This window comes from Halobaculum sp. MBLA0143 (genome assembly GCF_041361465.1).
Lineage (GTDB): Archaea > Halobacteriota > Halobacteria > Halobacteriales > Haloferacaceae > JAHENP01.
Genome location: NZ_JBGKAC010000001.1, coordinates 2,896,581 through 2,920,902 on the forward strand (window position 1 = coordinate 2,896,581; position 24,322 = coordinate 2,920,902).

Here is a 24,322-nt window from a genome sequence, read left to right on the forward strand (position 1 = left end):
CGAAACAATTTAAACCTACTGAACAATATCTAGCAGAGTAGTTGATGTTGTTGTGCGAGGGGTCAACTACACCACTCTCGGTACGGCTTTTACAGTGGTCTTTCCCCTCGCCCCCGGTTCGACACGCTTTACGCGGCCCACCCCCGAGCGTTCGGTATGACAGCGGAGCCAGCCGTCGTCTGTGAGGGGGTCGAACGGGCGTACGGCGACACCGTCGCGTTAGACGGCGTCTCGCTGGCGGTCGACGCCGGCGAGGTGTTCGGGCTCGTCGGGCCGAACGGTGCCGGCAAGACCACGCTCGTCCGGGCGCTCACGGGGACGACGAGCGTCGACGGGACGGTCCGGGTGTTCGGCGAGTCGCCGACGGGCGTGGACCGCGCCCGGATCGGGCTGCTCCCCCAGGAGTTCGCGCCACCGAGCCGCCTCACCGTCCGGGAACTGCTCGCCTACTACGCCGGGCTGTACGACGATGCGCGGCCGGTCGACGCCGTGATCGAGGACGTGGGACTGACGGACGCCGCCGACACCTGGTACGAGGAGCTGTCGGGCGGGCAGCGCCGTCGCGCCTGCGTCGGTGCCGCGCTCGTCAACGATCCGGAGCTGTTGTTCTTAGACGAGCCGACGACCGGGATCGACCCGGCCGGCCGCCGCGCGGTGTGGCGGCTCGTGGAGTCGCTGGCGGCCGACGGCACGGCCGTCCTGCTGACGAGCCACTCGATGTCGGAGATCGAACGGCTGAGCGACCGGGTCGGACTGCTGCGCGGCGGGGAGTTGGTCGCCGTCGGCTCGCCGGCGGGGCTCGTCGCCGACCACGCCGGCCCAGCGCGGCTCGTCGTCGAGCCGGGCGAAGACACTCCCGCGAGCGCCGTCGCCGACGCGCTCCGGGACGCCGGCTTCACCGTGGCCGTCGGCGACGGTGAGGCGGCAGTCGAGGGGGTGGCGACGGCGGAGATCGGCAGCGCGGTGACGGCGTTGGACGACGCCGGGGTCGCCTACGGCGCGCTGACGTGGACGGAGCCGGGACTGGAAGACGCTTACCTCCGGCTCACGGGCGAGACGTTCGAGGGCCACCACCAGCCCGGGGCGAGCGTCGTCACGGGGGACGGCGACCGCGAGGAACCGGAGGTGGAGGCGTGAGCCGTCTGGGTCGGATCCGGGCGGAGGCGACGGCCGCGACGCGGTCGTTCCTCCGACGGAAGACGGCGGTGTTCTTCACCTTCTTCTTCCCGGTGATCCTGGTGGTCGTGTTCGGCGCGCTCGTCCGGACTCGCCCCGGCGGTGGGGGGCTGTTCACCGCCCCGCCGGCGTACTACGTCCCGGGCTACCTCGCTACGGTCGTCCTGTTCACGCCGTTGTCCCGGATCGGGTCGGAGATCGCCCGTCACCGCGACGACCACCGGTTCGAGAAGCTGGCGACCACGCCCCTGTCCCGCGCGGAGTGGCTGGCCGCCCACACGCTCGTCAACCTCGGCGTGATCGGCGTCGCGGCCGGGCTCATCCTGGGGCTCGTCCTGTCGTTGACGGGCGCACAGATCCCGGTGTCCCCGGCGCTCGTGTTGCTCGTCCCGTTCGTCGTGCTCGCGGTCGTGTTGTTCTGTGGGTTCGGGGCCGTGCTCGGCCGGGTCGCCGACTCGCAGGACGGCGTGATCGCCGCCTCCAACACCGTGGCGCTCCCGCTGCTGTTCCTGTCGGACACGTTCGTGACGCCGTCGCTGCTGCCCTCGTGGTTCGGCACCGTTGAGTTCCTCTCTCCGCTCACCTACTTCGCCCGCGGCGTCCGGACGGTGACGTTCGTGCCGACCGGCACCGGCCTCCCGGCGCCGCCGCTGGGGACGACCGGAAACCTCGCGGTCCTGACGGCGCTGGCGGTCGTCGCCTTCGCCGCCGGTGCCGTCGCCGTCCCGCGGACGGAGTGACTGGTTTCGCTCGCTGTCTGCTGTCTCAAGGTTTTATATCGCGGTAGCAACGACGGGTCGGGGATGACAGTACTCCTCGTCGGCAACTACTTCGGCCACGAGTTCGACGCGCTGGCGACGGCCGTCCGGGAACGCGGGACGGAGGCGGTGACGGTCGACACGGACGAGTGGCCCAGCGAGCGGCCGCTGACGCTCGACCCGGGCGCGGGCAGCCTCACCGTCGACGGGACGACGCTGTCCGTCGACGACGTGACGGGGGTGTTCGTCCGACACAACGGGCTGTTCGTCCCGGCGATCAGGGACTACACGGACGGCGTCGTCAGCGAGGACGACAACCCGTACGCGGCACTCACCCAGCTCCGGGAGTACCGCGGGCTGTTCCGGAGCCTCCTGCGGACTGTCGACGCCGCCGGCGGGACGGTGTTCCCGGGACTCGACGGGCTCCGGTGGCAGGAGACCAGCGTCGCCGCCTGCTGTCGACTGGGTGAGGCCGGGCTCCCGGTGCCGCCGTCGCTCGCCACCTCCGACACGGCCGCCGCCCGAGCGTTCCTGGAGCGACACGAGCGGGTCGTCTGCAAGCCGGTCGCGGAGTTCGGCGGCGTGAAGGCGCTGACGGCGGCGGACGCCGACGTCTTGGAGGGCCTGACCACGCCCGTGTTCCTCCAGGCGCTCGTCCCGGGCGACGACGTACGGTGTTACGTCCTCGACGGGGAGTTCCTGGGCGCCTTCGAGTACGTCTCCGACGTGGAGGGGTTCTCGTTCAAGACCGGCGACGAACACCCGGACGCGGTGCCGGCCGACCTCTCTGCCGCCGCCGTCGCGGACGTTCGGGAGGCGGTCGCCGTCTCGCCGATGCGGTACGCCGCCGTCGACCTCCGAGTGGACGGCGGCGACCACACTGTGTTGGAGGTGAACGCGGGCGGCCGGTTCGCGCTGGCGGACCGAAGCGGCGTGACGGACGTGACCGACGCGCTCGCGGACGCACTCGTCTCCGATGCGGGCTGAGACGGAACGCGAGGAGACGGCGTACGGGTTCAGTTGGTGCCTGACGGACGGCCAACACTACGTCCGCGCCCCGGACGGCGACGTACGGGCGGTCAACGGACAGACGGTGGAACTCCTCCGGCTGTTCGCGACCGAGGAGTTGACACGCGAGGCGCTGTGTCGCCAGCGCGACGGCGGGGAGGCGGTGTTAGACGAGTCGTCGGCCGTCGACCCGGAGACGGTGATCGACCTGTTCGACCGGTACCGCGAGGACGGCTTCCTCCGGGAGGGGGAACCGGTGGTCAGGCTCCACCCGCCCGCAGAGGTACGGCTGTGGCCGCGTCTGCTGGCGACGCTGCTGGCCGTGGCGGCGCTCGTCGCCGTCGCCGTCGCGCGGGCGCCGGCCTTCCGGGCGCTCGCGGCCGACCCGCCGAGCCTCTGGCTCGTGGCGGCGTTGTTCCCCGCGACGCTCCCGTTCGTCGCCGTCCACGAGCTCGGCCACTACGCGACCGCCAGCCGCCACTTCGACTCGTCCATCCGGATCGACACGGTCAACGGGGTCGTCCCGGCGGTCGTCACCGACACCACCGGCGCGTGGCTGTTGCCGCGCAACAGGCGGGTGTGGATCAACGTCGCCGGCCCGCTGGCGGAGTCGCTGACGGCCCTCCCGGTCGCGGCGGCAGTCGCCGTCGGCGCCGGCGGGACGGCCGCACTCCTGGTGCTCGCGGCCGTGCTCTCGGACGTCGTCTTCGCGCTCAACCCGTTCTTCCACGGGGACGGCTACTGGATCGCCTCGGACCTGCTGGGCGTCGAGAACGTCCGGTCCCGCGGGCTCGACGCCGTCCGGCGCCGCGAGCTCACCTGGCCGGCCGTCTACGTCGTCGTCTCGTACGCCGTCGGGGCCGCCTTCGTGCTCCAGGTGGTCGTCGTGACGGTCCTCGTAGAAGGTGTTCGTGGCGTGGTCTACGCCGCGCCGGTCGTCCTGTTGGCCGCCCTCGCGTGGGCGGACGTCGACCTCCGGACGGCCTGACTGTGGTCGCGGTCGGCGACTACAGCGCTTCGACGACGAGCGTGCTTCTCACCAGGGTACTGTCGCGGTCTTCTGCGGAGCGGTCCTCCAGTTCGTCGACGACGTGCTTGTCTTCGGACATCTGCAGTTTAGTCGATGATGCGCGGTTTGAAGTAATTTCTGCATTTGTGTTGCTCTATCAAGGCAGTAACTATCGTGGGGTGGAGACAGCACCGTGACTTTTTGTCGGCCCGGCGCCCAGGAGGTTGACGTGACACGACGAGGTGGAGTCCGGACCACAGACGCGTCGGTCCGGGGTGGTGTGGCGTGAGACCGGCCGACGAGCGGTACTTCGAACGGCTCGAAGAGCAGCTAGACGAGGCGTTCGACCGCGCACGGACCGCACGAGAGCGTGGGCTCGACCCGGAGCCGGAGATCGAGATCCCGGTCGCTCGCGACATGGCCGACCGCGTGGAGAACATTCTGGGGATCGACGGGGTCGCCGAGCGGGTCCGGGAGCTGGAAGGGGAGATGGCCCGCGAGGAGGCTGCGCTCGAACTCGTGACGGACTTCGTCGAGGGCACCGTCGGCGACTTCGACACCCCGGCCGGCAAGATCGAGGGAGCGGTCCGGACGGCGGTCGCGCTGCTGACCGAGGGCGTCGTGGCGGCGCCCATCGAGGGGATCGACCGGGTCGAACTGTTGGACAACGACGACGGCACTCAGTTCGTCAACGTCTACTACGCCGGGCCGATCCGGTCTGCGGGCGGCACCGCACAGGCGTTGTCGGTCCTGGTGGCCGACTACGCCCGGTCGTTGCTCGACATCGCGGAGTTCCACCCCCGCGACGCCGAGGTGGAGCGGTACGCCGAGGAGACCGACCTGTACGACTCCGAGACCGGGCTCCAGTACACGCCCAAGTCGGAAGAGACGAAGTTCATCGCCGAGCGGATGCCGATCATGCTGGACGGGGAGGCTACCTCCGACAAGGAGGTGTCCGGCTTCCGCGACCTCGAACGGGTCGACACCAACTCCGCTCGCGGGGGGATGTGTCTCGTGCTCGCGGAGGGAATCGCGCTGAAGGCCCCGAAGATCCAACGGTACACCCGCCAACTCGACGAGGTGGACTGGCCGTGGCTCCAGGACCTCATCGACGGCAACTACACGGACGACGCGGACGACGAGGACGAGGCGACAGGCGACGAGACGGCGTCGGACGCGGACGACCCGGACGACACGGAGGCGGCCACGGAGGGGCCGCCGCGGCCGGAGCCCAGCGAGAAGTTCCTCCGGGACCTGATCGCCGGTCGCCCGGTGTTCGGTCACCCCTCCGAGCCGGGCGGCTTCCGGCTCCGCTACGGTCGGGCGCGCAACCACGGGTTCGCCACTGCCGGCGTCCACCCGGCGACGATGCACCTCGTCGACGACTTCCTCGCCACCGGCACCCAGATCAAGACGGAACGGCCGGGGAAGGCCGCGGGCGTCGTCCCGGTGGACTCCATCGAGGGTCCGACCGTCCGGCTGGCCAACGGCGACGTGCGCCGGATCGACGACCCCGAAGAGGCGCTCGAGGTCCGCAACGGCGTCGAGGAGATTCTGGATCTCGGCGAGTACCTCGTCAACTACGGGGAGTTCGTCGAGAACAATCACCCGCTCGCGCCCGCCTCCTACACGGTGGAGTGGTGGATCCAGGAGTTCGAGGCCGCCGGCGCGGACGTGCAGGCGCTCCGGGACGACCCGACGGTGGAACTGGACGATCCGGATCCCGAGGAGGCGCTGTCGTGGGCAGAGTCGTACGACGCCCCGCTACACCCGAGTTACACCTACCTCTGGCACGACGTGTCCGTCGCCGACTTCGAGGCGTTGGCCGCGGCCGTCGCCGACGGCGAGGTGACCGGCGACGTGCTCGTGATCGAACACACGGACCGGGTCGCACACACACTGGAGTCGTTGTTGGTCGAACACTCCCGAACGGCCGACGCCGTCCGGATTCCGGCGTTCCGGCCGTTCCTGCGACAGCTCGGCGTCACCGACGGCCTCTCCCGGACCTGGGAGACGCTCCCGGAGGCGGCCCGGACGTACGACGACGGCGACAACGCGATTCGCGCCGTCGGCGCCGTCGCGCCGTTCCGGGTCCGCGAGCGGGCGCCCACCCGGATCGGCAACCGGATGGGCCGCCCGGAGAAGTCGGAGTCCCGGGAGCTGTCGCCGGCCGTCCACACCCTGTTCCCCATCGGTGAGGCCGGCGGGAGCCAGCGCTCCGTCGGCGAGGCGGCCCGCACCCGGACGGACGCCGGTCGCGGCGTGATCGAAGCCCGGGTCGGTGACCGCACGTGTCCGGACTGTGAGAGTCACACCTACGAGCTCCAGTGTCCCGACTGCGGCAGCCACACGGAGCCGTACTACGAGTGCCGGGACTGCGGAACGGTGTGTGAGCCGGACGAGTCCGGCCGCGTCCTCTGTGACCACTGTGACCGCGAGGTGGAGAGCCCCCGGGAGTTCACGGTCGACCTCAACGCCGAGCTCGCCGACGCCTTGGACGCGATCGACGAACGCGAGGGGGCGTTCGAGATGCTCAAAGGCGTCAAAGGGCTGTCGTCGGCGGACAAGACTCCGGAGCCGTTGGAGAAGGGCGTGCTCCGTGCGAAACACGGCGTCTCGGCGTTCAAGGACGGCACCGTCCGGTACGACATGACGGACCTGCCGGTCACCGCGGTCCGGCCGTCGGAGCTGGACGTGACTGCCGGCCACTTCCGGCAGTTGGGCTACGAGACGGACATCGACGGGGAGCCGCTGCGTCACGACGACCAACTGGTCGAGCTGAAGGTGCAGGACGTCGTGTTGTCCGACGGCGCGGCCGAACACATGATGAAGACGGCCGACTTCGTGGACGACCTGCTCGAACGCTTCTACGGACTGGCACCGTTCTACGAGGTGAACGAGCGGGACGACCTCGTCGGCGAACTCGTCTTCGGGATGGCCCCACACACGAGTGCGGCCGTGGTCGGCCGGGTCGTCGGCTTCACCTCCGCGGCCGTCGGCTACGCGCACCCGTACTTCCACGCCGCGAAGCGTCGGAACTGCTTCCACCCGGGCACGAAACTGTGGTACGAGGACGGGTCTGGCTCGGTCCACCACGAGCGAATCGAGACGTTCGTCGAGCGGTATCTGGACGAGGAGACCGCAGACAGCGACGACTTCGGAGCGCTCGTCTCCGAACTCGACGACGTGGACGTGACGGTTCCCTCGGTGACGGCCGACGGCGAGGAGGTCCGCCGCCCAGTCGAGGCGGTGAGCAAACACCCCGCGCCGGACCACCTGATCGAGGTGCGCGCGGAGGGTGACCGGTCGCTGACTGTGACGCCGGACCACTCGCTGCTCGTCGCCCGCGACGGCGAGATACAGCGCGTCGACGCCCGGGACCTCGCCGTCGGCGACGACCTCCCGGTGCCGGCGACTCGCGGCGGCGCGCTCGCGGCCGACACGAGCGCCGACGTGACTTCCGACGCCGAACGGGACGACCCCGACCCCCGACGAGCCACCCCCGACGGGGGCGTCCCGACGGCGACGGTGACGGACACGGAGATCGTCGCGGGCGACACGACACACACCTACAACCTCACGGTCGCTGGAACGCACACGCTCGTCGCCGAGGACACACACGTCGCCCAGTGTGACGGCGACGAAGACTGCGTAATGTTACTGCTAGACGGCCTTCTCAACTTCTCTGAAACGTTCTTGCCAAACCAACGCGGCGGAAAAATGGACGCGCCCTTAGTGATGTCTTCCCGGATCGACCCGACGGAGATCGACGACGAGGCGCACAACATGGACATCGTCGACCAGTACCCTCCGGAGTTCTACGAGGCGACCCGCGAGCAGGCGGACCCGGAGACGGTCGACGTCCAGATCGCCGAGGAGACGCTGGACACCGCCAACCAGTACCACGGGTTCGACCACACCCACGACACGACGGACATCCACATGGGGCCGTCGCTGTCGGCGTACAAGACGCTCGGATCGATGATGGACAAGATGGACGCTCAACTCGACCTCTCGCGGACGCTCCGGGCCGTCGACGAGACGGACGTGGCCGAACGGGTGATCGAGTACCACTTCCTCCCGGACCTGATCGGCAACCTCCGGGCCTTCTCCAGCCAGGAGACCCGGTGTCTCGACTGCGGCGAGAAGTACCGCCGAGTGCCGCTCACCGGTGACTGCCGCGAGTGCGGCGGCGACGTGAACCTCACCGTCCACCGTGGCTCCGTCAACAAGTACATGGACACCGCCCGCCAGATCGCCGAGGAGTTCGACTGCCGCGAGTACACGAAACAACGCCTGGAGATCCTCGACCGCTCGCTGGAGTCCATCTTCGAGAACGACAACAACAAACCCACGAGTATCGAGGACTTCATGTGAAACCGACATTTTTCCCCCTCGGGTGAGCGCGCGCAGCGCGCTCACCGCTCGGGGCAAAAATGTCGATCAAAAAGGCGCTCGCTCGGGCCTTCGGCCCTCGCTCGCGTCCTGGCTCTAGTGCTCCACCGCGACCGCACCGCCACCGCTCGGCCCCACACCGCGACCGCACCGCCGATCAGTACTTCACCACGGCGTGGAGAATCCCCGCGGTCTGACCGACGTTCCCCAGCGTCAGTCCGACGAGCAGCGCGACGGGCATGACACTCCCGGCAAGGTAGACGACGGCTCCGGCCAGCGACAGCCCGCCGGCCGCGAGGTACAGCCGCCTCGCGCCCACCGTCTCGACGGCCCGCCCGGTGTACGCCAGCGCGACTCCGGGGACGACGAGCCAGCCGACGACCGTGATCGTCTGCATCGCGGCCGTCGGTCCGGGGACGAGGAACGACGCCGTCCCGACGAGCGTCACCACGAACCCGACGACGATCACCCACAGCCACGCCCGTAACACCCCCTCCTGCATGTCGCCGTACGACAGCAGCGCGAACGCGGCCAGTAGGACGGTCATCACGACGTGTGCGATCAGCACGGTCCGTGTGGCGACCAGCCCCAGGTGCGCGGCCGTGACGAATGTCCACGCCAGCGGCACCAGCAGCCCCGGTCCGGTCTCGCGGAGGCGTCTGAACACGCACGCCACGACCGGCGGCGCGGGGATGAACTTTGCCTTGCCCTGCCGCCCGAGCGAACGATTCAGGCCCCCCGGCGGGCTACGGCCTCCCGTGACCGACGACACCACGACGGCCGAGCGGGATCCGGCGCTGGCCAGGCTCGCCCTGGAGACGACCGACCTCTCGCGGGCGACGCTGTGGTACGCCGACCGGCTCGGGCTCGTCCCGACCCACCGCACGGCGACGGAGACCGTCTTCGACGTCGGCGGCAGCCGGCTCGTCTTGCGGCGGCCCGACGCCGTCCCCCGCGGCGGACTCCACGTCCACTACGCGCTGGAGACGCCCGCTCGGGAGTGGCCCGCCTGGCGCGCCCGCTTCCCCGACGCCGAGACGGTCTCGTTCGGCGACGCCCACTCCGTCTACCCGTTCGACCCGGACGGCCACTGTCCGGAGGTGGCCGGCTTCGGCGACGACGGCTGTGGGCTGACCGGCGTGTTCGAGCTCGTCTTGGAGGTGGCCTCCCGGGCGGACGCCGAGGCGGCCTACCGCGAGCTCGGGTTCGAGCCGGTCGACCGCAGCGAACGACGCCGGCGCGTCCGACTCCGCGGCCCCGCCGACGCCGCCCGTCAGGTGGATCTGGAACTGTGGGAGCCACAACTGGGGCTGGCGGGTGCTCGTGGCGGCGTCCACGTCGACTTCGGGCTCCGGGTGGCCGACCCGGTCGCGGCCGCAGACCGCGCGTTCGGCGACCACCCAGCGGTCCACCCGCACGAACGCGAGGACGGCTCCGTGGAACTGTACGACCCGGACGGTCACCATCTGGTGTTGTTGCCGCGGACGTGACGGCGGTCGTGCGGCACACCACGGGGGGAGCCAGTACGTCCCGAGACCCGGCTGCGCTCGCTTCGACCCCCTGCTTCGAACGGTCGGATCCACCCTGCTACGCGGTGTCGGTCCGAAACGGGGCAGGTGTCACAAAAAGCTGTCCTGGGCCTACGCTAGATAGAGTCTACGTGCTGGGCTTTCACCCACTCTTGTCCACGAATCCGACCAAATGCAGTGTAGTCGTCCGGCTGGATTGGAAGTTCTCCGTCGACACCAACTATCAGAAAAGACTTATTTTCCGAGAATGATGTTCCTATTATATCCTCTTTATACGATTCGAATGCTATCCTCTCCTCGTCTTTCGTAATCCTAGCCTGGAGTCGTTTCTCTACAATATTAAATTCTTTATTATTAGAAATTGTAACCAAGACGTGTATGTTCATCTTGTCTTCGACGGTCGTCTTTACCGACTCAACTGAGATCGGCGGCCTCGCCAGGGCCGCGCAGCCACTGGTGACAACAGTGCTCGTACACGCGGCTGAACGTAAGAACTCTCGTCGTCTCATACAACTAAGTAGTGGTGGCGTCTGTGTATGCTTTGTGAATTTGGCTATCAAGATCAATTCGTTACTATGCTCTGTACATGTCGAGAATACGTAATGTTCGATAGATACTGTTTGAGGCGCTTACTGGTTCCACCGCAGATTCCAACCCAGCGTCTCGAAGTGAGGATTTTTGACCGGGGGCGATAGACGGGAGCGTGTGACGACCCTGGTCCTGTGTGTGGACCGGACGGACGACATCGGCCGCAAGTCCGGAGTGCGCACTCCGGTCGTCGGCTGGGAGGCGGTCCGGTCGCTCGTCACCGACGTGGGGCTGTCGGATCCAGAAGACGCCGTCGTCAACTCTATTCTGGAGTCGCTCCGGGTGGCCCGCGACCTCCAAGACGAGGGCGAGGAGACGGTCGTCGCGGTCGTCTCCGGCAGCGGCGACTCCGGGGTCGGACGCGATCGAGCGCTGGCGACCGGGATCGACTCCGTGCTGGAGCGGTACGACGCCGACGGGGCGATCGTCGTCGTCGACTCCGCCGCCGACGAACGGGCGGTGCCGATCGTGGAGTCGCGGCTCACCGTCGACTCCGTCGACCGAGTGGTCGTGCGACAGGCCCGCGACATCGAGTCGACGTACTACCTCCTCAAGCAGTTCATGGCCGACGAGGAGCTCCGAGAGACGGTGCTCGTCCCGGTCGGGATCGGGCTCATCCTGCTGCCGATCCTGTTGGTCCAGTTCTCCCCGGCCGTCGCGCTGGCTGGACTCACCTCGTTGTTGGGCGGGGCGTTGCTGTACTACGGGCTCGGGATCGACGAGGCGGCCGAGAGCGCCCCGGAACGAGCCCGTGAGGCGCTGTACTCCGGCCAGGTGTCCGTCGTGACGTACGTCGTCGCCGGCGGGCTCGCGGTCGTCGGCGCGTCGCTCGGTGCCCTGGAGGTGACCGGGGGAGCGGCGGCCCCGTTCATCGGCGCCGTCAGGTTCGTGTACGCGGCCGTCCCGTGGCTGACCGCCGCCGCCCTGACGGCCTCGCTGGGCAGACTGTTGGACGAGATCATCCGCGAGGAGGCGGTCAGGACCCCGTATCTCAACCTCCCGTTCGGGCTGGGGGCGCTCGGGCTCGTCGTACGCGGGTTCGCCGGCTGGTTCTTGGAGCGGCGCGCCGGCCGAGGCCACCTCGTCGTGTTCGACCTGACGCTGTCCGCGACCCAACGACTCGCCGTGTTCATCCTCTCGGGGATCGTGCTCGCGGTCGTCGGCTTCCGAGTGGCCTCGCGCGCCTCCGAGGAGACGCTGGACGAGGTGATCGAGGCGGAGCCGGACGAACGCCCCGACGGCGGCGAACGGGAGTAGCTACTGCGGCTCCGGCTCCACGCTGTAGCGTGACTCCGCGACGGCGAACGTGAGCGTGGACAACACCCCCAAGAGCGTGCCCGCGGCGAGCGTGACCGCGAGCCGCGTGCTCGAGATCGGTTCGACACCCGCCGCCGGCGGGAGGAAGTAGCCCGCCACCCCGTGGAGGACGATGGCGATCGCCAGGACGTAGAACGGGGCGTTGACGTACTGCCACCGGAAGCTCTCGGCGAGGTACTCGTCGGTCACCTGCCCCAACGAGGTGGTGACGCCCGCGACGGCGAACCACCGGACGGAAGCACGGACGAACAGGGCCGCCCCCCGGACGGCCGACAGCCCCGGATCGGCCTGCCGGACGGTCTCCAGCTGCCGGAACCCTTCGACGAGGCCGACGACGATCAGTGCCACCGCGACGGCGTAGGTGACGATCGTGAGCCGGCCGGCGTACAGTCCGCGGCGGAGCCGGGCGGCGGCGTTGTCGACTGTCTCCTCCAGCCCGAGGCCGTGGAACAACGAGTACAGCCCCAGGAGTCCGGACAACAGCCCGAGCACGGCGGCGCCGGGGATGTTCAGAAACGACGCCGCGATGGTCGCGGGGTAGATCAACAACAGGATGCCCAACGGGACGAGGATCGTCCCGCGGGTCTCCGGGTCGTTCAACACCTGCTTCATCGTGTAGTAGATCGACTCCAGATCCTGGGCCTGCCGGACGACGACGCGCCGGGTGCCGTCGATGGGCACCCGCGACCGGATGACGGGGAAGACGGACTCGTCTTGTGCACCGTCCGTGACGAGCACACTCTTGACCGTCTCGCCGGTCGTCAGCGACGCCAACACGGTGTCGACCTCCTCGCCGACGGCGCGGTTGGCGGCCACGTCGGAGCCGTCGACGCCGGTGACGACCGCCACCGCCACCTCCTCGTCGGCCTCCCGACGGAGCTCGTCGTACGTCCGGATCGCCTGGAACAGGACGTTCACGTCGGAGTCCTCCGGGTCGCTCGTCGCCAGCGCGACCGCCGCTCGCTCGACCGCGTCGCGCCCGACGACGGGCGTCTCGATCCCGGTCTTGCGACCGAGGTCGTCGTCGAGATCGACCGGGAGGACCAACAACATCGGAGACGAGTAGCGCTCCCGTACACGAAAACTTTCGGGGCCAGGCGAGCGAGCCGTCCGTTACTCCTCCAGGGCGAGGGAGGCCAGGAGCGCCTCCAGCTGCACCTGTTCGTTGGCGCCTTCGGTGATCCGGTAGTCCGCCTCGCCGATCCGTTCCAACAGCCGGACGGCCTCGCGGTCGTCCAGGTCGAACTCCCAGACGGAGCGGTGGAGCTGGTCGATCACGTCCCCGCCGGCGATCCCCGTCTCCGTCAGCAGGGTGTCCAGCGTCGCCCGGGCCCGCGAGAAGTCGCCGGCCAGCGCGTCCGACACCATCGACTCGATCTCCTCGGGTCTGGCTGTGGCGGTGATCTCGTAGACGGCCTGCTCGTCGACGGCGTCACCGGTCGTCGCGGCCGCCTGGAGGGAGTTGATCGCCCGTCGCATGTCGCCGTCGGCGGCGTACACGAGCGCGTCTTCCCCGTCGTCCGTCACCTCGATCCCCTCCTCGCCGGCGATCTTCCGGACCTGCTCGCGGACGGCGGCGTCCGACAACGGAGCGAACCGGAACACCGCACACCGCGACTGGATCGGGTCGATGATCTTCGAGGAGTAGTTACACGACAGCACGAACCGGGTGTTGTCGGAGAACTGCTCCATCGTCCGCCGAAGTGCTGCCTGTGCGTCGTCTGTGTTGTGCGTAAGGACGCCATTCCCGAGGAGGAAATTGGGGGTTCCCTCCATCGTGATGTTGTATGCTTTGCCACGGTGACTGTACTCGATCTGCTCTACCTCCACAGTCGACACCGCTGCTCGTCCACCGTCGGCGACAGCACTCGCACTGAATTCTTCTCGGTCGTAGCGCCTGTCGTGTGGCACACCATCGTCACCGACGACAACGAACTCGTACTCGTCACCGTATAGCTTCATGAACTCGGATATCTTCTCGGGCTGACCCCATAGTTCGGCGACTCCTTCGACCTCGATGATCGTGTCGCCCACGCGGAAGTCCGGATAGTACGCAGAGTCTGACAGCTCGAACCGCGGCTCGTACTCGTACTCGACACCCGCTTCGTTCAGCGCAACGGCAACCTCTCGTTCCCAACTGGAGCGAACAACATGATCGAGTTCTTCGACGTACTCTGCGGATCCGGTGAACATTTCGTGCCCCCTCAACGCCTCCGACACCTTCTCTGCAACCTCGGGATCTTTCATCGGGTTGTCGTCTCCAGATATGTCGACGACTGGGTACTCCGTGTTCTCGACTCCACGCCCGATCACCCTCGCCTTCTTCTCGTCATCCAACCCCTGCCACCACTCTGCGACCGACTCTCCGATATTGGACTTGATCTCTTCGGAGTCGGCCTCGACGACCCACTCCTCCCAAGAGGTTCCGGATCGCATCTCACTGAATTGGTCACGGAACTCTTCTACGCTCTCCTCGTCCATCTCCCAGATGTGGGTCCCGTGGAAATCTCCACCGTAATTAGGGTTGTTCTCACCCTCAAGTCTACCGTCAGAGAGAGTCTGAACGATCTTTGCGCGCCGTTCGTCCGACCACTCTGATCCGTGCATCGGGTTGCCTTCTCCCTGCATCTGTCGACTGTGTCCCTCGTTTTTGCAGTCTACAGAGCAGAAACGACCCGAACTCCATTCTCCGCAGACCTCACACGGCGAGACACCGACTTCGCCACCAAAGTCAGCAATCTCGTCACCCGGACTCAACTCGTGCAGTTCCTTCTCGACCAGTTCTCGATTCTCTCCAACAGTGAAGAAGGGGTGCTTCGGACTGGCGACTACCGTTCGACCGTCCGACAGTTCGAGCCGGAAGAAGTCTGCAACCCCCGAGTCGACTAGCTTCCCCTTGTCTGACTGAATTTCGTTGGTGTCGAAGTCGACGGATGGGATCGGTTCTCCGTCCTCTGCAACCTCCTCCACTGGCTTCACCTCCGGAGCGGAGGGGTAACCAGTGACGACCTCCGTGCCCGGCGGGAGGCACAGTGAGTCCGACTCGTCGAGGAAAATAATAGTGTGGTCGTGATCGGGGCTGAACGACTCGCGGGCGAAGCTCTTGATACGGTCACGCACCACGTCGATCCCGCGTTGGTCGGAGGCGTTCAGCTCCAGGAAGTTCTGTCGCCAGTTGTCGCCGTACAGCTCTCGGGCGATCGCTTGGGCGGCGGTGGTCTTGCCGACGCCGGCCGGTCCAGAGAAGAGGAGATGTGGGAGGTCGTTGCGCTCGATGTAGCTCTCCAGGCGGCCGATCACGTTCTCCTGGCCGCTCACGTCTGCGAGCGTCTGTGGACGGTACTTCTCGATCCAGACCTCCCGTCCCGGCGCCGCAGTTCCGTCGTCTCCGTCGGTCTCACTCATGTTCACGGCTACACGCGGCGACGGCATAAACGCCCCGAGACGGGGCGTGGTCCGCTAGGCTGAAGCCACACGCCCCCGTCCGTCCGGGCGTGAACGTCACCTGCGAGGTCGTCGGCGAGGAGACGACGACCGTCTCCGTCGCCGCCGACGCCACCTACGCGGACCTGTGTCGTGCGGTCGGCTACTCCCCCCACGAGGTGACGGTCCTGGTCGACGAGACCCCGGTCGCGGAGGACGCCCCGGTGGAGACGGACCGCGTGACCGTCCTCAGACTCGTGAAGGGTGGGTAGGTGGCGGCCGACCACCGCGTTCGGTCGGCGCGCCCGGCGGAGACGGCCGCCGTCCGCCGACTCCTGTCTGCGGCGTTGTTGGAGCCGCCGCCGGACCTCTCCGCCGCCGTCGCCGACGGCCACGTCCACGTCGTCGCCGACGGCGGCGGCCGGGGCCGGACGGCCCCCGTCGGCTGTCTCGTCCGCCGCCCGCCGACCACGACGCCGGACGCCGACGCCGTCGTCGCGGCGCTGCGGGCGCTCGACGGCCCGCCGTTCGACCCGGCCGACTGGCGCGAGACGACGGCCGCGAGTCACGTCGACGCAGTCGCGGTCGCTCGGGGCCGACGCGGCCGTGGGGTGGGGAGGGCTCTCGTCGCGGCCGCCCGGAGCGCCGTCGACGCACCGGTGACGACCGCCTTCCGACCGGCCGTGCGACCGTTCTACGAGGCGCTCGACTTCCGCGTCACCTCCGTGCCCGACGCTGACCGCCTCGTCGCCTGGGACCCACTATGACTGCCAACCTCGTCGTCCGGGGCGCGTCGTGACTGCCAGCCTCGTCGTCCGGGGCGCGTCGTGACTGCCAGCCTCGTCGTCCGGGGCGCGTCGTGACTGCCAGCCTCGTCGTCCGGGGCGCGTCGTGACTGCCAGCCTCGTCGTCCGGGGCGCGTCGTGACTGCCAGCCTCGTCGCCCGTCGGTCGACGGCCACCGACCCCGGAGTGGTCTGTCGACCGTCAGCTACTCGACCGAGCGGCCGCTCCCGAGAGTCGTGACCGAAGACGGCAGCCGCGAGACGGACGGTGAGACCGAGAGTGCGCTCGTCACCCGCCGTCGTGTGCTCGGTGCCGGCGCCGGCCTGCTCGGGCTCGGCGGCGTCGGCGCCGGCTACGTCTACACGGCGCTCCAGAGCAGCGACGGCGACTACACTGCGCCGGCGTCGTTCCCGACCCTCTCCACCCGGGGTGCGTTCGACGAAGCCGGCGACGCACAGTTCGACGGGCCACACCCGACCCCGCGTCCGAACGGAGTGCCGGACGGTGACGAGTTCGTCCTGTTCGTCCACGGCTTCCAGACGGACCACGAGAGCGCCAGAGACCAGGCACACACCGCGGCGGTCGGGCTGTCGGAGACGACGCGACCGCTCCCGGTCGTCGCGTACAGTTGGGACTCCAACCGGGAGTGGGGAGTGGCGAAGTCGAGCGCCGAGGCCAACGGCCGGGCACTCGCGGCGTGGCTCGCCGAGTACGCCGGCCCGCCCGTCCACGTCGTCGCCCACTCGCTGGGAGCGCGTGTCACCGGCGAGACGCTTCGTGCGCTCGCGCCCGACGACACGACGACCGTCGCGTCCGTGTCGCTGCTCGGCGGCGCGATTCCACACGACAGCGTCGAGCACGACGGCCGCTACGGCGACGCCATCGCGGCCGCGTCGCCGCCGGTCCGGAACTACCACAGCAGACGCGACCGCGTCCTCGGCTGGGTGTACCGACTGTCCGACGGAACCCGAGCGGTCGGCCACGGCGGCGCCGCCGACCCGACGGCCACGCCGGACGGCTACACCGACGTCGACGTGACGGCGACGGTGCCGGACCACCGTTCGTACTACGAGCCCGGCGAGGGCTGTCTCCCGGCCGTCGCGGAGCGACTCCCCTGAACGACGGGCCCGTGCCGCTCCGCCGGTGCCGGTCGCCCGTCACTCCCCGACGACCTCGGCGACGACAGACGCGACGAGTTCGCGGCCGTCGGCGACGATCGCGTCCGTCGCCGCCTCGTCGCCGGCCTCGGCGTACACCCGCACCTTCGGCTCCGTGCCGCTGGGGCGGACCAACAGCCAACTGCCGTCCTCGAACAGGAGTTTGAAGCCGTCGACCGTCACCACGTCGTCGACGGCGCGGTCGGCGACACGGTCCGGAATCCGGTCGCCGAGCCGGTCGACCACGGCGGTCTTGGCGTCGTCCGGGCAGTCGACGCTGACCTTGTCGGCGACGATCCGACCGTGTTCCGCCTCGATCCGGTCGATCCGGTTGTCGTACGGCTCGACGGCGTGGATCGCGGCCGCCAACAACGCGAGCGTGACGCCGTCCTTCTCGCGGACGTGGCCACGGACGGAGAAGCCGCCGGACTCCTCGCCGCCGATCAGGGCGTCCGACTCCGCCATCGCCTCCGCGACCCACTTGAACCCGACCCGGGTCTCGACAGTCTCCGTGTCGTGTGCGGCGGCGATCCGGTCGATCAGGAACGTCGTCGAGACGGTCCGCACCGCCGGCCCGGTCTCGGCGGAGAGCAGCGCGTCGTACGTCGCGGCGTACAAGAGGTTCTCGTCGACGACCCCTCGGTCGGGCGTGACGATCGCCAGTCGGTCGGCGTCGCCGTCGTTGGCAATCCCCAGCGTCGCCGGGCCGGAGCGGACGCGCTCGACCAGTTCGTCGAGGTACTCCGCCGACGGCTCGGGGGAAGCGCCGCCGAACTCCGGGTCCGCCTCCGTCCGGAGCCGGTGAACGTCCGCGCCGGCGTCTGCCAGGAGCGCGTCCGTGACGCCGCGGCCGCTGCCGTGGATCGCGTCGTACGCGACCTCGAGCCCGTTCAGATCGGGGATGCCGTCCGCGACCGCCGGGGTGTCGTCGAGGTAGCGGGCGACGAGCCGGCGAGCGTTGTCGGCGTGGGGGGTCTGGAGGTCGACCCGTCGGACACTCCCCCGGTCGTCGCCGGTCGCGTCCGGGTCGGCGGCGCGGAGTCTGGCGACGATCTCGTCGGTGACGGCCGGCAGCGCCGGCGCGCCGTCCCCGGGGACGAACTTCACGCCGTTGTACTCCGGCGGGTTGTGAGAGGCCGTCACCACGAGCGCGCCGACGGCGTCGCGGTCGACGATGCCGTAGGCGACCAACGGCGTCGGGCGGTCACGCTCCGGGAGGAGCACGTCGAAGCCGTTGCCGGCGAGCACGTCCGCCAACGACTCCGCGAACCCCTCCGAGGTCGGTCTGGCGTCGTAGCCGACGAGCACCGGACCGTCCGTCTCCCCCGCGTCCGCGAGGTAGTCGGCGACCGCCTGCCCGACCGCCCGGACCCGTTCGTCCGTGAACTCCGCCAGCGTGTCCCGCCAGCCGTCCGTCCCGAAGGCGATGGCGTCGGTGTCCATACGTCGACCGTCGCCCCGACCGGTCAAAAAGCCGCCCGGAAGCGAACCGTTCGAGCGACTGTCGGCGTAGGCGGGGTGTTAGTGTGTCCGTCGGGTGCGTCCCCCGACGGGGTCTTACCGTACCCGTCGGGCGTACTCTCCGACGGGGTCTCACTGTCTCCGTCGGGCGTACTCTCCGACGGGGTCTTGACCACTGGACGGCTACTGTGGGTATGGCAGACTCACCGCGTGTCGTCGCCGTCTGCGGCTCCCGCCGCGAGGGGAGCTACACTCGGGCGGCGCTCCAGTACGCGCTCGCCGGTGCGGCCGACGCCGGCGCCGAGGCGGAACTACTCAACCTGGGCGACCCAGGGCTGGACCTCCCGCTGTACCACCCGGGCCACGATCCCGAAGAGACGGGCGACGTGGCGGCCGCGCTGGAACGGGTTCGGACCGCGGACGGTGTCGTCGTAGGGTCGCCGGTGTACCACGGCTCGTACTCCTCTACGTTCCGGAGCTTCCACGACTGGTGTTCGTTCGACGAGTACGACGACACCGCAGTCGGGTTGTTGGCGACGGCGGGCGGCGGCACCTTCTCCAGCACGCTCGACCACATGCGGGTGACTGTCCGCGGCGTTCACGGCTGGGTGATCCCACACCAGGTCGGGGTTCGCAACGCCTCCTCGCAGTTCGTCGACCGGACGGAGACGACCGACGGCGACGGCGTGGACGCGGCGTACGTGTTCGACGACGAGAGCCTCCGCGACCGGACGGAACGACTCGGCCGCGAGGTGACGACGGCCGCGACACGACTGTTCGGCGAGGAGTAGCGTCGGCTACAGCTCTTCGACGGCTTCGGGGACCGCCTGCGGGCCGGCGACGTGGACGCCGTGCCAGCCCGCGGTGCGGGCACCGTCCACGTCCGCCTCGCGGTCGTCACCGACCATCCAGTGCTCGTCGGCCGCGACCACCGCCTCCGCGGCCTCGAACGGCGCGACTCGTGGCTTGTGGGCGCCGGCCGCCTGGCTCACGACGACCGCGTCCAACGGCTCCCGGAGGTCGTGGTGGGCCAGCTTCTCCGTCTGCCAGTCCGTCACGCCGTTGGTCAACACGCCGACGGGGTGGTCGTCGCCCAGCCGTTCCAGACACTCGCGAACGGCCGTCGGCACCCGCGTGCCGGCACACTCCGCGGTGAGGAGTTCGTCGGCGAACGTCGCCGGGTCCACGTCGACGCCCGCCGCGTCGGCACCGGCGCGGGCGGCGTCCGCGTACGGCTCCGGCTCCAACGCCTGGAACTGGTCGAGAAACGTCTCCTGGTAGGCAGCAACGAAGTCGGTCCGAGTCTCCCCCTCCAGTCCGACCGCACCACAGGCGCGTTCGAGAATCTTGCCGTAGTCGTCCACGGCGAGGAGTGTCCCGTCGAGGTCGAACCAGACGGCGGTGTCCGACATGTGGGGGCGGTCAGTCGCCCTGAATCCGCGGCGCGAGCATGAAGGTGACGTGTCCCAGCCCTTCGGCGAAGTCGTAGTGCATCTTCACGGGGAAGTCGTCGCCGAGCTCCACCCGAACCTCGGCGTCGTTGGGAATCGCCTTGTTCATGTCCTTCAGGTAGTCCAGCGAGAACAGCGAGTCGGCGGCGCCGGGGGTGATGTCCACCAGGTCTTCGCGCTCCAGGACGAAGTCGACGTCGTCCGTGTCACCCTCCGCCTCGATGACGAACGACTCCTCGGCCTCGTCGACACGGAGCTGGATGTAGTCGGACACCATGTCGGCGGCAGTGATCCCACGGTCGATCTGGGCACCCTCCGGGACGATCTCCGCCGGCAGGTCCAGGTCCGGAATGTCCGGCTCCTCCCGGATGGAGTCCGGATCGATCAGTGCCAGCGTGTACGACAGCCCGTCGATGCGGACCTCCAGCTTGCGAGTCTCCTCGTCTAGCTCCATGTGGATCAGGTCGCCGCTGTCGGCCATCGAGGCGATGTCCTCCAGTCGGCCGAGGTTCACGCCGATGACACCGCCGTCGGCCTCGTAGGCCTCGAACGCCGCCGCCTCCAGCGTGAGGTCGACCATCCCGACGTTGGCGGGGTCGACCGCACGGATCACGAGCTCGTCCTCGTTCAACCGGATCTTGCACTCGTCGACCAACACGCTCACCGAGTCGAGCGCGTCCCGGAGGGTCGACGCGCTCACGATCGCCGTGAACATATGCAGTGACCTACGGACGGTCCGAGTGAAAATACCGTCGATCCACAACTAGCCGGTAGCGACTCGGTACTGCCGATTCCCCGCCGCGGCCGTGTGTTCTGGCCGACAGTGTAGACAAAACCATCTGTCCGAGTGCATCCACAAAAGGGTTAAACGCCGGCTACGTACTGTGGCTCATGAGTGACTCCCTCGGACCGTCGTTCGACTACCCGGAGGAGACGTACTTGTTGTCGGGGGAGACGGTCCGGATCGTCTGTACCGACGGCGTGTTGGACGGTAAGCCACGGGTCGACGGCCACCGTGTGGCCGTCCACTACGTCTACGCCAAACACGAGCGCGGCCGTACTGTCGAGGAACTGCGCGAAGGGGTCTACTCCGAGCTGTCCGAACAGGAGATTCGCGCCGCGGTGAAGTACGCGAACGAACACCCGGACGTGTTGGAGGACGTGGCCCGCATCGAGGAGGCGGAGTGGCGACAGCTCGGGCGTCAGTCCGCCGACGAAGGGTGACCGCGGCTCACTCCTGATTCTCGAGCGCGTCGAGCACGCAGGCGGCTGCGAGCACGGCCTCCCGTGGCACGTCGCCGTCGGCGTCGACACTGACAGTGTACGTGTCCCGCAGCGAGAACTGTCCCTCGATGGCGCCGACCTTGCTGCCGTCCGCGTCGAAGATGTCGTACTTGTTCGGAATCAGGTTCGCGAGCGAGACGGTGTGACGCAGCGCCGCGAGCGGCTTGCTCCTCGTCTCGATCGTCGCCAACTCCGACCCCGAGTCGGGGTCGCGGATCGTCCAGACCTCGTCGAACAACGAGAAGTCCTCGTCTAACACGACCACCTCCTCGCCGGTCTCGGCGTCCGTCACGGCGTAGTTCCCGGCGACGTCCATGATCCCGCCCGCCTTCACCGAGAACACCTCCCGGTCGTCGTCGTCGACGAACGGGAACTCCTCTTTCATCTTGAACATCTTCTGTTTCCCGCGCAAGGCGACCTCGTCGGCGCTGTTCCGGACGACGTACTTGTTCCGCACCAGCGACTGTTCGACCTCGTAGTAGTCGTCGTCGAGAGAGACCCGGGAGAACCCGTAGCCGCCCGGCGCCGACCCGTGACCTGAGCTTCGAGACACAGTGCCACAACCCGGCGCAGGTGAAAAAAGATCTTCGACGAATCTCCGTTTCGCCAACGGTCACCTCCGCCGGACCGCCAACCATACCACCCCCGACCGGTTAGCTCGACTGCACACATGTCGAACCGCGACGAGTACTACAACCGCGCCAAACAGGAGGGCTACCGCGCCCGCTCGGCGTACAAGCTCCAACAGATCGACGACGCCGAGAACGTCCTCGGCTACGGCGACACGGTCGTCGACCTGGGGGCAGCGCCGGGCGGGTGGCTCCAGGTGGCCGCCGAGCGGGTCGGCGACGCCGGACTCGTCGTCGGTGTCGACCGGCAGGCGATCGAGCCGTTGGCGGACCACGACAACGTGGAGACGGTCCGGGGTGACATGACGGCCGAGCGCACCCGCGACCGGCTCCGTGACACCTTGGGCGTCCCGGGAGTGGGGCCGAACGACCGCCGCGAGCAGTCGAGCCTGGGGTCGGCCAGCGAGCTCCGGGCCAGCGACGAGATCGACACGACGGACGACGACGGCGAGCCGACCGACCGCCAGTCGGACGACGGGGACGACCGCCAGGCCGACGGCCGCGAACGGCCGGACGGGCCGGCGGCCCGACCGGCCGACGTGGTCGTGTCGGACATGGCGCCGAACGTCTCCGGCGAGTACGAACTCGACCACGCGCGGTCGATTCACCTGGCGCGACAGGCGTTGGAGACGGCGCTGACGGTGTTGTCGCCGGGCGGAGACTTCGTCGTGAAGGTGTTCGACGGCCGCGAGCTCGCCGGGTTCCGCGAGGAGGCAGCGGAGTCGTTCGAGTACGTCCGGTCGCTCGACCCGGAGGCCTCCCGGCCGGAGTCGTCCGAGCGGTACCTGATCGGGAAGGGCCGCGTGGACGCCCCCGTGACGGAGGGGGAGCGCCGCGAAGTGGAGATCACGGCCGTGGGCGACGAGGGCGACGGGATCGCCACCGTCGACGGCTACACGGTGTTCGTCCCCGGCGGCGAGCCCGGCCAGACGGTGTCGGTGACGATCGTCGACGTGAAGCCACGATTCGGCTTCGCCGAGCTGATCGACTGAGTCGGCCGGCACCGACCGTACAGAAGCCTTACACACGCAGACCGACAACGAACGCGTATGACAGACGAGGAGCCGACGGACCACGACTTCTCGGCGGGTCAGGGGCTCGACGAGGACTACGACGCGTTCACGCTGGACCCGGAGGAGCTACAGGCGGACCCGACCGCCGTCGACCCGGTCGACACCCGGGCCGTCACCGACGCGCTGGACCGCCGAAACGTCGCCGCAGACCAGGTCGACGTACAGGAGCTCGTCGACGTGGGGCTGTCGTACATGCGGATCAACCGGTTCGAGGCCGCGACGGAGACGTTCGAACGGGCCGCCCAGTTCGCCGACGACGACTCGCTGGACGAACAGGAGGCCTGGACGAACAAGGGGGTCGCCCACGCGGAGCTGGAGGAGTACGACGAGGCGATCGGCGCCTACCGCGAGGCGCTGCGGATCGACGACGAGTCGGAACACGCCGCGACGGCTCACACGAACCTGGCGTACGCGCTGTGGGAGTTCGGCGAGACGGAACAGGCATTGGAACACGCCGAGCGGGCCGTCGAGGTGGACCCGCGCTTCGGAGAGGCGTGGTACAACCGAGGGTTCTTCCTGGCCGAGCGCGGGCTCGCGGAGGAGGCTGTCAACGCACTCGACAACGCGATTCGGCTGGGGTTCCGGAACGCGGACGTGTTAGACGAGAAGGCACGCGCCCTAGAGGAGATGGGCGAGCAGGAGGAGGCCGAGACGGTGGCAGAGCGGGCCGAGGAACTGCGCGAGGAGGCGGAACGCGAGATGGTCGAAGAGTACGGGGAGCAGTAGATGACCGTCGTCGTGACGGTCCGGGAGACCCCAGAGGGGACACTCGTCGCGGCCGCAGACAACGACTGTCTGGGCGAGACGTACGAGGACGGCGCGGTGTCGCTCACCGTCGAGGAGTCCTTCTACGCCGGCGACGGGGCAGAAGAGCTCGAACCGGAGGCGGCCGTCGAACGGGTGCGCGACGGCGACACCGCCAACCTCGTCGGCGAGGCGTGTGTGGAGGCCGCCCTGGCGGCAGGGGTGGTCGACGAGAGCGGTGTGCTGGAGGTGGACGGCACGCTCCACGCACAGGTCGTCTGGCTGTGACCGACCGCCGGCGCCCACTCGTGTAGACGAAGTGACAGCAGGCACCACTTTCACCTCGGTTTGCGGACGTTTATACACCCGAGGCCACTGTGTCAGTGGTGTGACGGCGGCTCGCTCGCCGTGACGCGACAGAGTGACAGCCCCAGCGACGGCACCAGGAGTACAAATCAGTTTGAACTAACGCAAACGTGTCGGAACCCCACCGCTTATACTGGTGGGACCGATACCGGTACCTCGCCCGATTTCA

At 68.6% G+C, this 24,322-nt stretch carries 21 protein-coding genes and 4 pseudogenes; 15 read left to right on the forward strand and 10 right to left on the reverse strand.

Going from position 1 to position 24,322, the window contains the following annotated elements; translation table 11 throughout:
• Window positions 1-156 precede the first annotated feature (156 nt).
• The 5 genes from RYH79_RS15000 (at window position 157) to RYH79_RS15020 (ending at window position 8,328) form a co-directional block, all read left to right on the forward strand.
• Window positions 157-1,137: an ABC transporter ATP-binding protein gene (locus RYH79_RS15000; protein ID WP_370900517.1), complete on the forward strand. Its 981-nt coding sequence runs from the start codon at window positions 157-159 to the stop codon at window positions 1,135-1,137.
• Entirely contained in the window at window positions 1,134-1,916 is a 783-nt protein-coding gene (locus tag RYH79_RS15005; protein WP_370900519.1) for an ABC transporter permease, read from the forward strand. Before RYH79_RS15000 ends, RYH79_RS15005 begins: the two co-directional genes overlap by 4 nt.
• A gap of 63 nt (window positions 1,917-1,979) precedes the next feature.
• Window positions 1,980-2,921 (forward strand): ATP-grasp domain-containing protein, encoded by a 942-nt coding sequence (locus RYH79_RS15010; RefSeq protein ID WP_370900521.1) that lies wholly within the window; start codon window positions 1,980-1,982, stop codon window positions 2,919-2,921.
• Window positions 2,911-3,930 (forward strand): zinc metalloprotease, encoded by a 1,020-nt coding sequence (locus RYH79_RS15015; RefSeq protein ID WP_370900523.1) that lies wholly within the window; start codon window positions 2,911-2,913, stop codon window positions 3,928-3,930. The genes RYH79_RS15010 and RYH79_RS15015 overlap by 11 nt, the downstream gene beginning before the upstream one ends.
• Before the next feature lie 306 nt (window positions 3,931-4,236).
• Window positions 4,237-8,328 (forward strand): DNA-directed DNA polymerase II large subunit, encoded by a 4,092-nt coding sequence (locus tag RYH79_RS15020; RefSeq protein ID WP_370900525.1) that lies wholly within the window; start codon window positions 4,237-4,239, stop codon window positions 8,326-8,328.
• 175 nt (window positions 8,329-8,503) lie between these two features.
• Here RYH79_RS15020 and RYH79_RS15025 read toward each other — a convergent pair whose 3' ends face one another.
• On the reverse strand, window positions 8,504-9,013 hold the full coding sequence (locus tag RYH79_RS15025; protein ID WP_370900527.1) for a hypothetical protein: 510 nt from the start codon (window positions 9,011-9,013) through the stop codon (window positions 8,504-8,506).
• Between the two features lie 91 nt (window positions 9,014-9,104).
• Between RYH79_RS15025 and RYH79_RS15030 the strand changes: the two genes are divergently transcribed.
• Complete coding sequence (locus RYH79_RS15030; RefSeq protein WP_370900529.1) at window positions 9,105-9,836, forward strand: VOC family protein; 732 nt, start codon at window positions 9,105-9,107, stop codon at window positions 9,834-9,836.
• 155 nt (window positions 9,837-9,991) lie between these two features.
• On the opposite strand, the gene RYH79_RS15035 is transcribed toward RYH79_RS15030, so the two are convergent.
• Window positions 9,992-10,384, reverse strand: coding sequence for a hypothetical protein (locus tag RYH79_RS15035; RefSeq protein WP_370900531.1), 393 nt, complete (start codon window positions 10,382-10,384; stop codon window positions 9,992-9,994).
• Window positions 10,385-10,580: 196 nt separating this feature from the next.
• On the opposite strand from RYH79_RS15035, the gene RYH79_RS15040 reads away from it, so the two are divergent.
• Window positions 10,581-11,720 (forward strand): DUF373 family protein, encoded by a 1,140-nt coding sequence (locus RYH79_RS15040; RefSeq protein ID WP_370900533.1) that lies wholly within the window; start codon window positions 10,581-10,583, stop codon window positions 11,718-11,720.
• Here the strand turns inward: RYH79_RS15040 and RYH79_RS15045 are convergent, their stop codons facing one another.
• The 4 genes and pseudogenes from RYH79_RS15045 to RYH79_RS15060 all read right to left on the reverse strand — a co-directional run.
• Window positions 11,721-12,833 (reverse strand): DUF373 family protein, encoded by a 1,113-nt coding sequence (locus RYH79_RS15045; protein ID WP_370900535.1) that lies wholly within the window; start codon window positions 12,831-12,833, stop codon window positions 11,721-11,723.
• Between the two features lie 60 nt (window positions 12,834-12,893).
• Window positions 12,894-13,505 (reverse strand): annotated as a pseudogene (locus RYH79_RS15050) (replication factor C small subunit); the annotation flags it as partial.
• Between the two features lie 3 nt (window positions 13,506-13,508).
• A pseudogene (locus RYH79_RS15055) lies at window positions 13,509-14,759 on the reverse strand (replication factor C small subunit); the annotation flags it as partial.
• Window positions 14,760-14,810: 51 nt separating this feature from the next.
• Window positions 14,811-15,185: pseudogene (locus RYH79_RS15060) on the reverse strand (AAA family ATPase); the annotation flags it as partial.
• Between the two features lie 89 nt (window positions 15,186-15,274).
• Here RYH79_RS15060 and samp2 point away from each other — a divergent pair.
• The 3 genes from samp2 to RYH79_RS15075 all read left to right on the forward strand — a co-directional run bounded on the left by samp2 (window position 15,275) and on the right by RYH79_RS15075 (window position 17,106).
• Entirely contained in the window at window positions 15,275-15,475 is a 201-nt protein-coding gene (samp2, locus tag RYH79_RS15065; RefSeq protein ID WP_370900537.1) for a ubiquitin-like small modifier protein SAMP2, read from the forward strand.
• On the forward strand, window positions 15,476-15,970 hold the full coding sequence (locus tag RYH79_RS15070) for a GNAT family N-acetyltransferase (protein WP_370900539.1): 495 nt from the start codon (window positions 15,476-15,478) through the stop codon (window positions 15,968-15,970).
• A gap of 254 nt (window positions 15,971-16,224) precedes the next feature.
• The gene (locus tag RYH79_RS15075) at window positions 16,225-17,106 is read left to right on the forward strand and encodes a DUF726 domain-containing protein (protein ID WP_370900541.1); all 882 of its coding nucleotides are present in this window, start codon (window positions 16,225-16,227) and stop codon (window positions 17,104-17,106) included.
• A 39-nt stretch (window positions 17,107-17,145) separates the two neighbouring features.
• Here RYH79_RS15075 and RYH79_RS15080 read toward each other — a convergent pair whose 3' ends face one another.
• Complete coding sequence (locus RYH79_RS15080) at window positions 17,146-18,588, reverse strand: phosphohexomutase domain-containing protein (protein ID WP_370900543.1); 1,443 nt, start codon at window positions 18,586-18,588, stop codon at window positions 17,146-17,148.
• Between the two features lie 212 nt (window positions 18,589-18,800).
• Between RYH79_RS15080 and RYH79_RS15085 the strand changes: the two genes are divergently transcribed.
• A complete protein-coding gene (locus RYH79_RS15085) occupies window positions 18,801-19,397 on the forward strand; it encodes an NADPH-dependent FMN reductase (RefSeq protein WP_370900545.1) in 597 nt (198 codons plus the stop codon).
• Between the two features lie 6 nt (window positions 19,398-19,403).
• Here RYH79_RS15085 and RYH79_RS15090 read toward each other — a convergent pair whose 3' ends face one another.
• Entirely contained in the window at window positions 19,404-20,018 is a 615-nt protein-coding gene (locus RYH79_RS15090) for an HAD family hydrolase (RefSeq protein ID WP_370900547.1), read from the reverse strand.
• Between the two features lie 10 nt (window positions 20,019-20,028).
• On the reverse strand, window positions 20,029-20,772 hold the full coding sequence (locus RYH79_RS15095; RefSeq protein ID WP_370900549.1) for a DNA polymerase sliding clamp: 744 nt from the start codon (window positions 20,770-20,772) through the stop codon (window positions 20,029-20,031).
• A gap of 176 nt (window positions 20,773-20,948) precedes the next feature.
• Here RYH79_RS15095 and RYH79_RS15100 point away from each other — a divergent pair, with 176 nt between their 5' ends.
• Window positions 20,949-21,281: a DUF433 domain-containing protein gene (locus tag RYH79_RS15100; protein WP_370900551.1), complete on the forward strand. Its 333-nt coding sequence runs from the start codon at window positions 20,949-20,951 to the stop codon at window positions 21,279-21,281.
• Window positions 21,282-21,288: 7 nt separating this feature from the next.
• Here the strand turns inward: RYH79_RS15100 and RYH79_RS15105 are convergent, their stop codons facing one another.
• Entirely contained in the window at window positions 21,289-21,894 is a 606-nt protein-coding gene (locus tag RYH79_RS15105) for an LURP-one-related family protein (RefSeq protein ID WP_370900553.1), read from the reverse strand.
• A gap of 117 nt (window positions 21,895-22,011) precedes the next feature.
• On the opposite strand from RYH79_RS15105, the gene RYH79_RS15110 reads away from it, so the two are divergent.
• From RYH79_RS15110 to RYH79_RS15120, 3 genes and pseudogenes are all read left to right on the forward strand, one after another.
• Window positions 22,012-22,962, forward strand: a complete 951-nt coding sequence (locus tag RYH79_RS15110; protein WP_370900555.1) for an SAM-dependent methyltransferase — start codon at window positions 22,012-22,014, stop codon at window positions 22,960-22,962.
• A gap of 57 nt (window positions 22,963-23,019) precedes the next feature.
• A pseudogene (locus tag RYH79_RS15115) lies at window positions 23,020-23,754 on the forward strand (tetratricopeptide repeat protein); the annotation flags it as partial.
• Between the two features lie 15 nt (window positions 23,755-23,769).
• A complete protein-coding gene (locus RYH79_RS15120; RefSeq protein ID WP_370900557.1) occupies window positions 23,770-24,075 on the forward strand; it encodes a DUF424 domain-containing protein in 306 nt (101 codons plus the stop codon).
• Window positions 24,076-24,322: the final 247 nt, after the last annotated feature.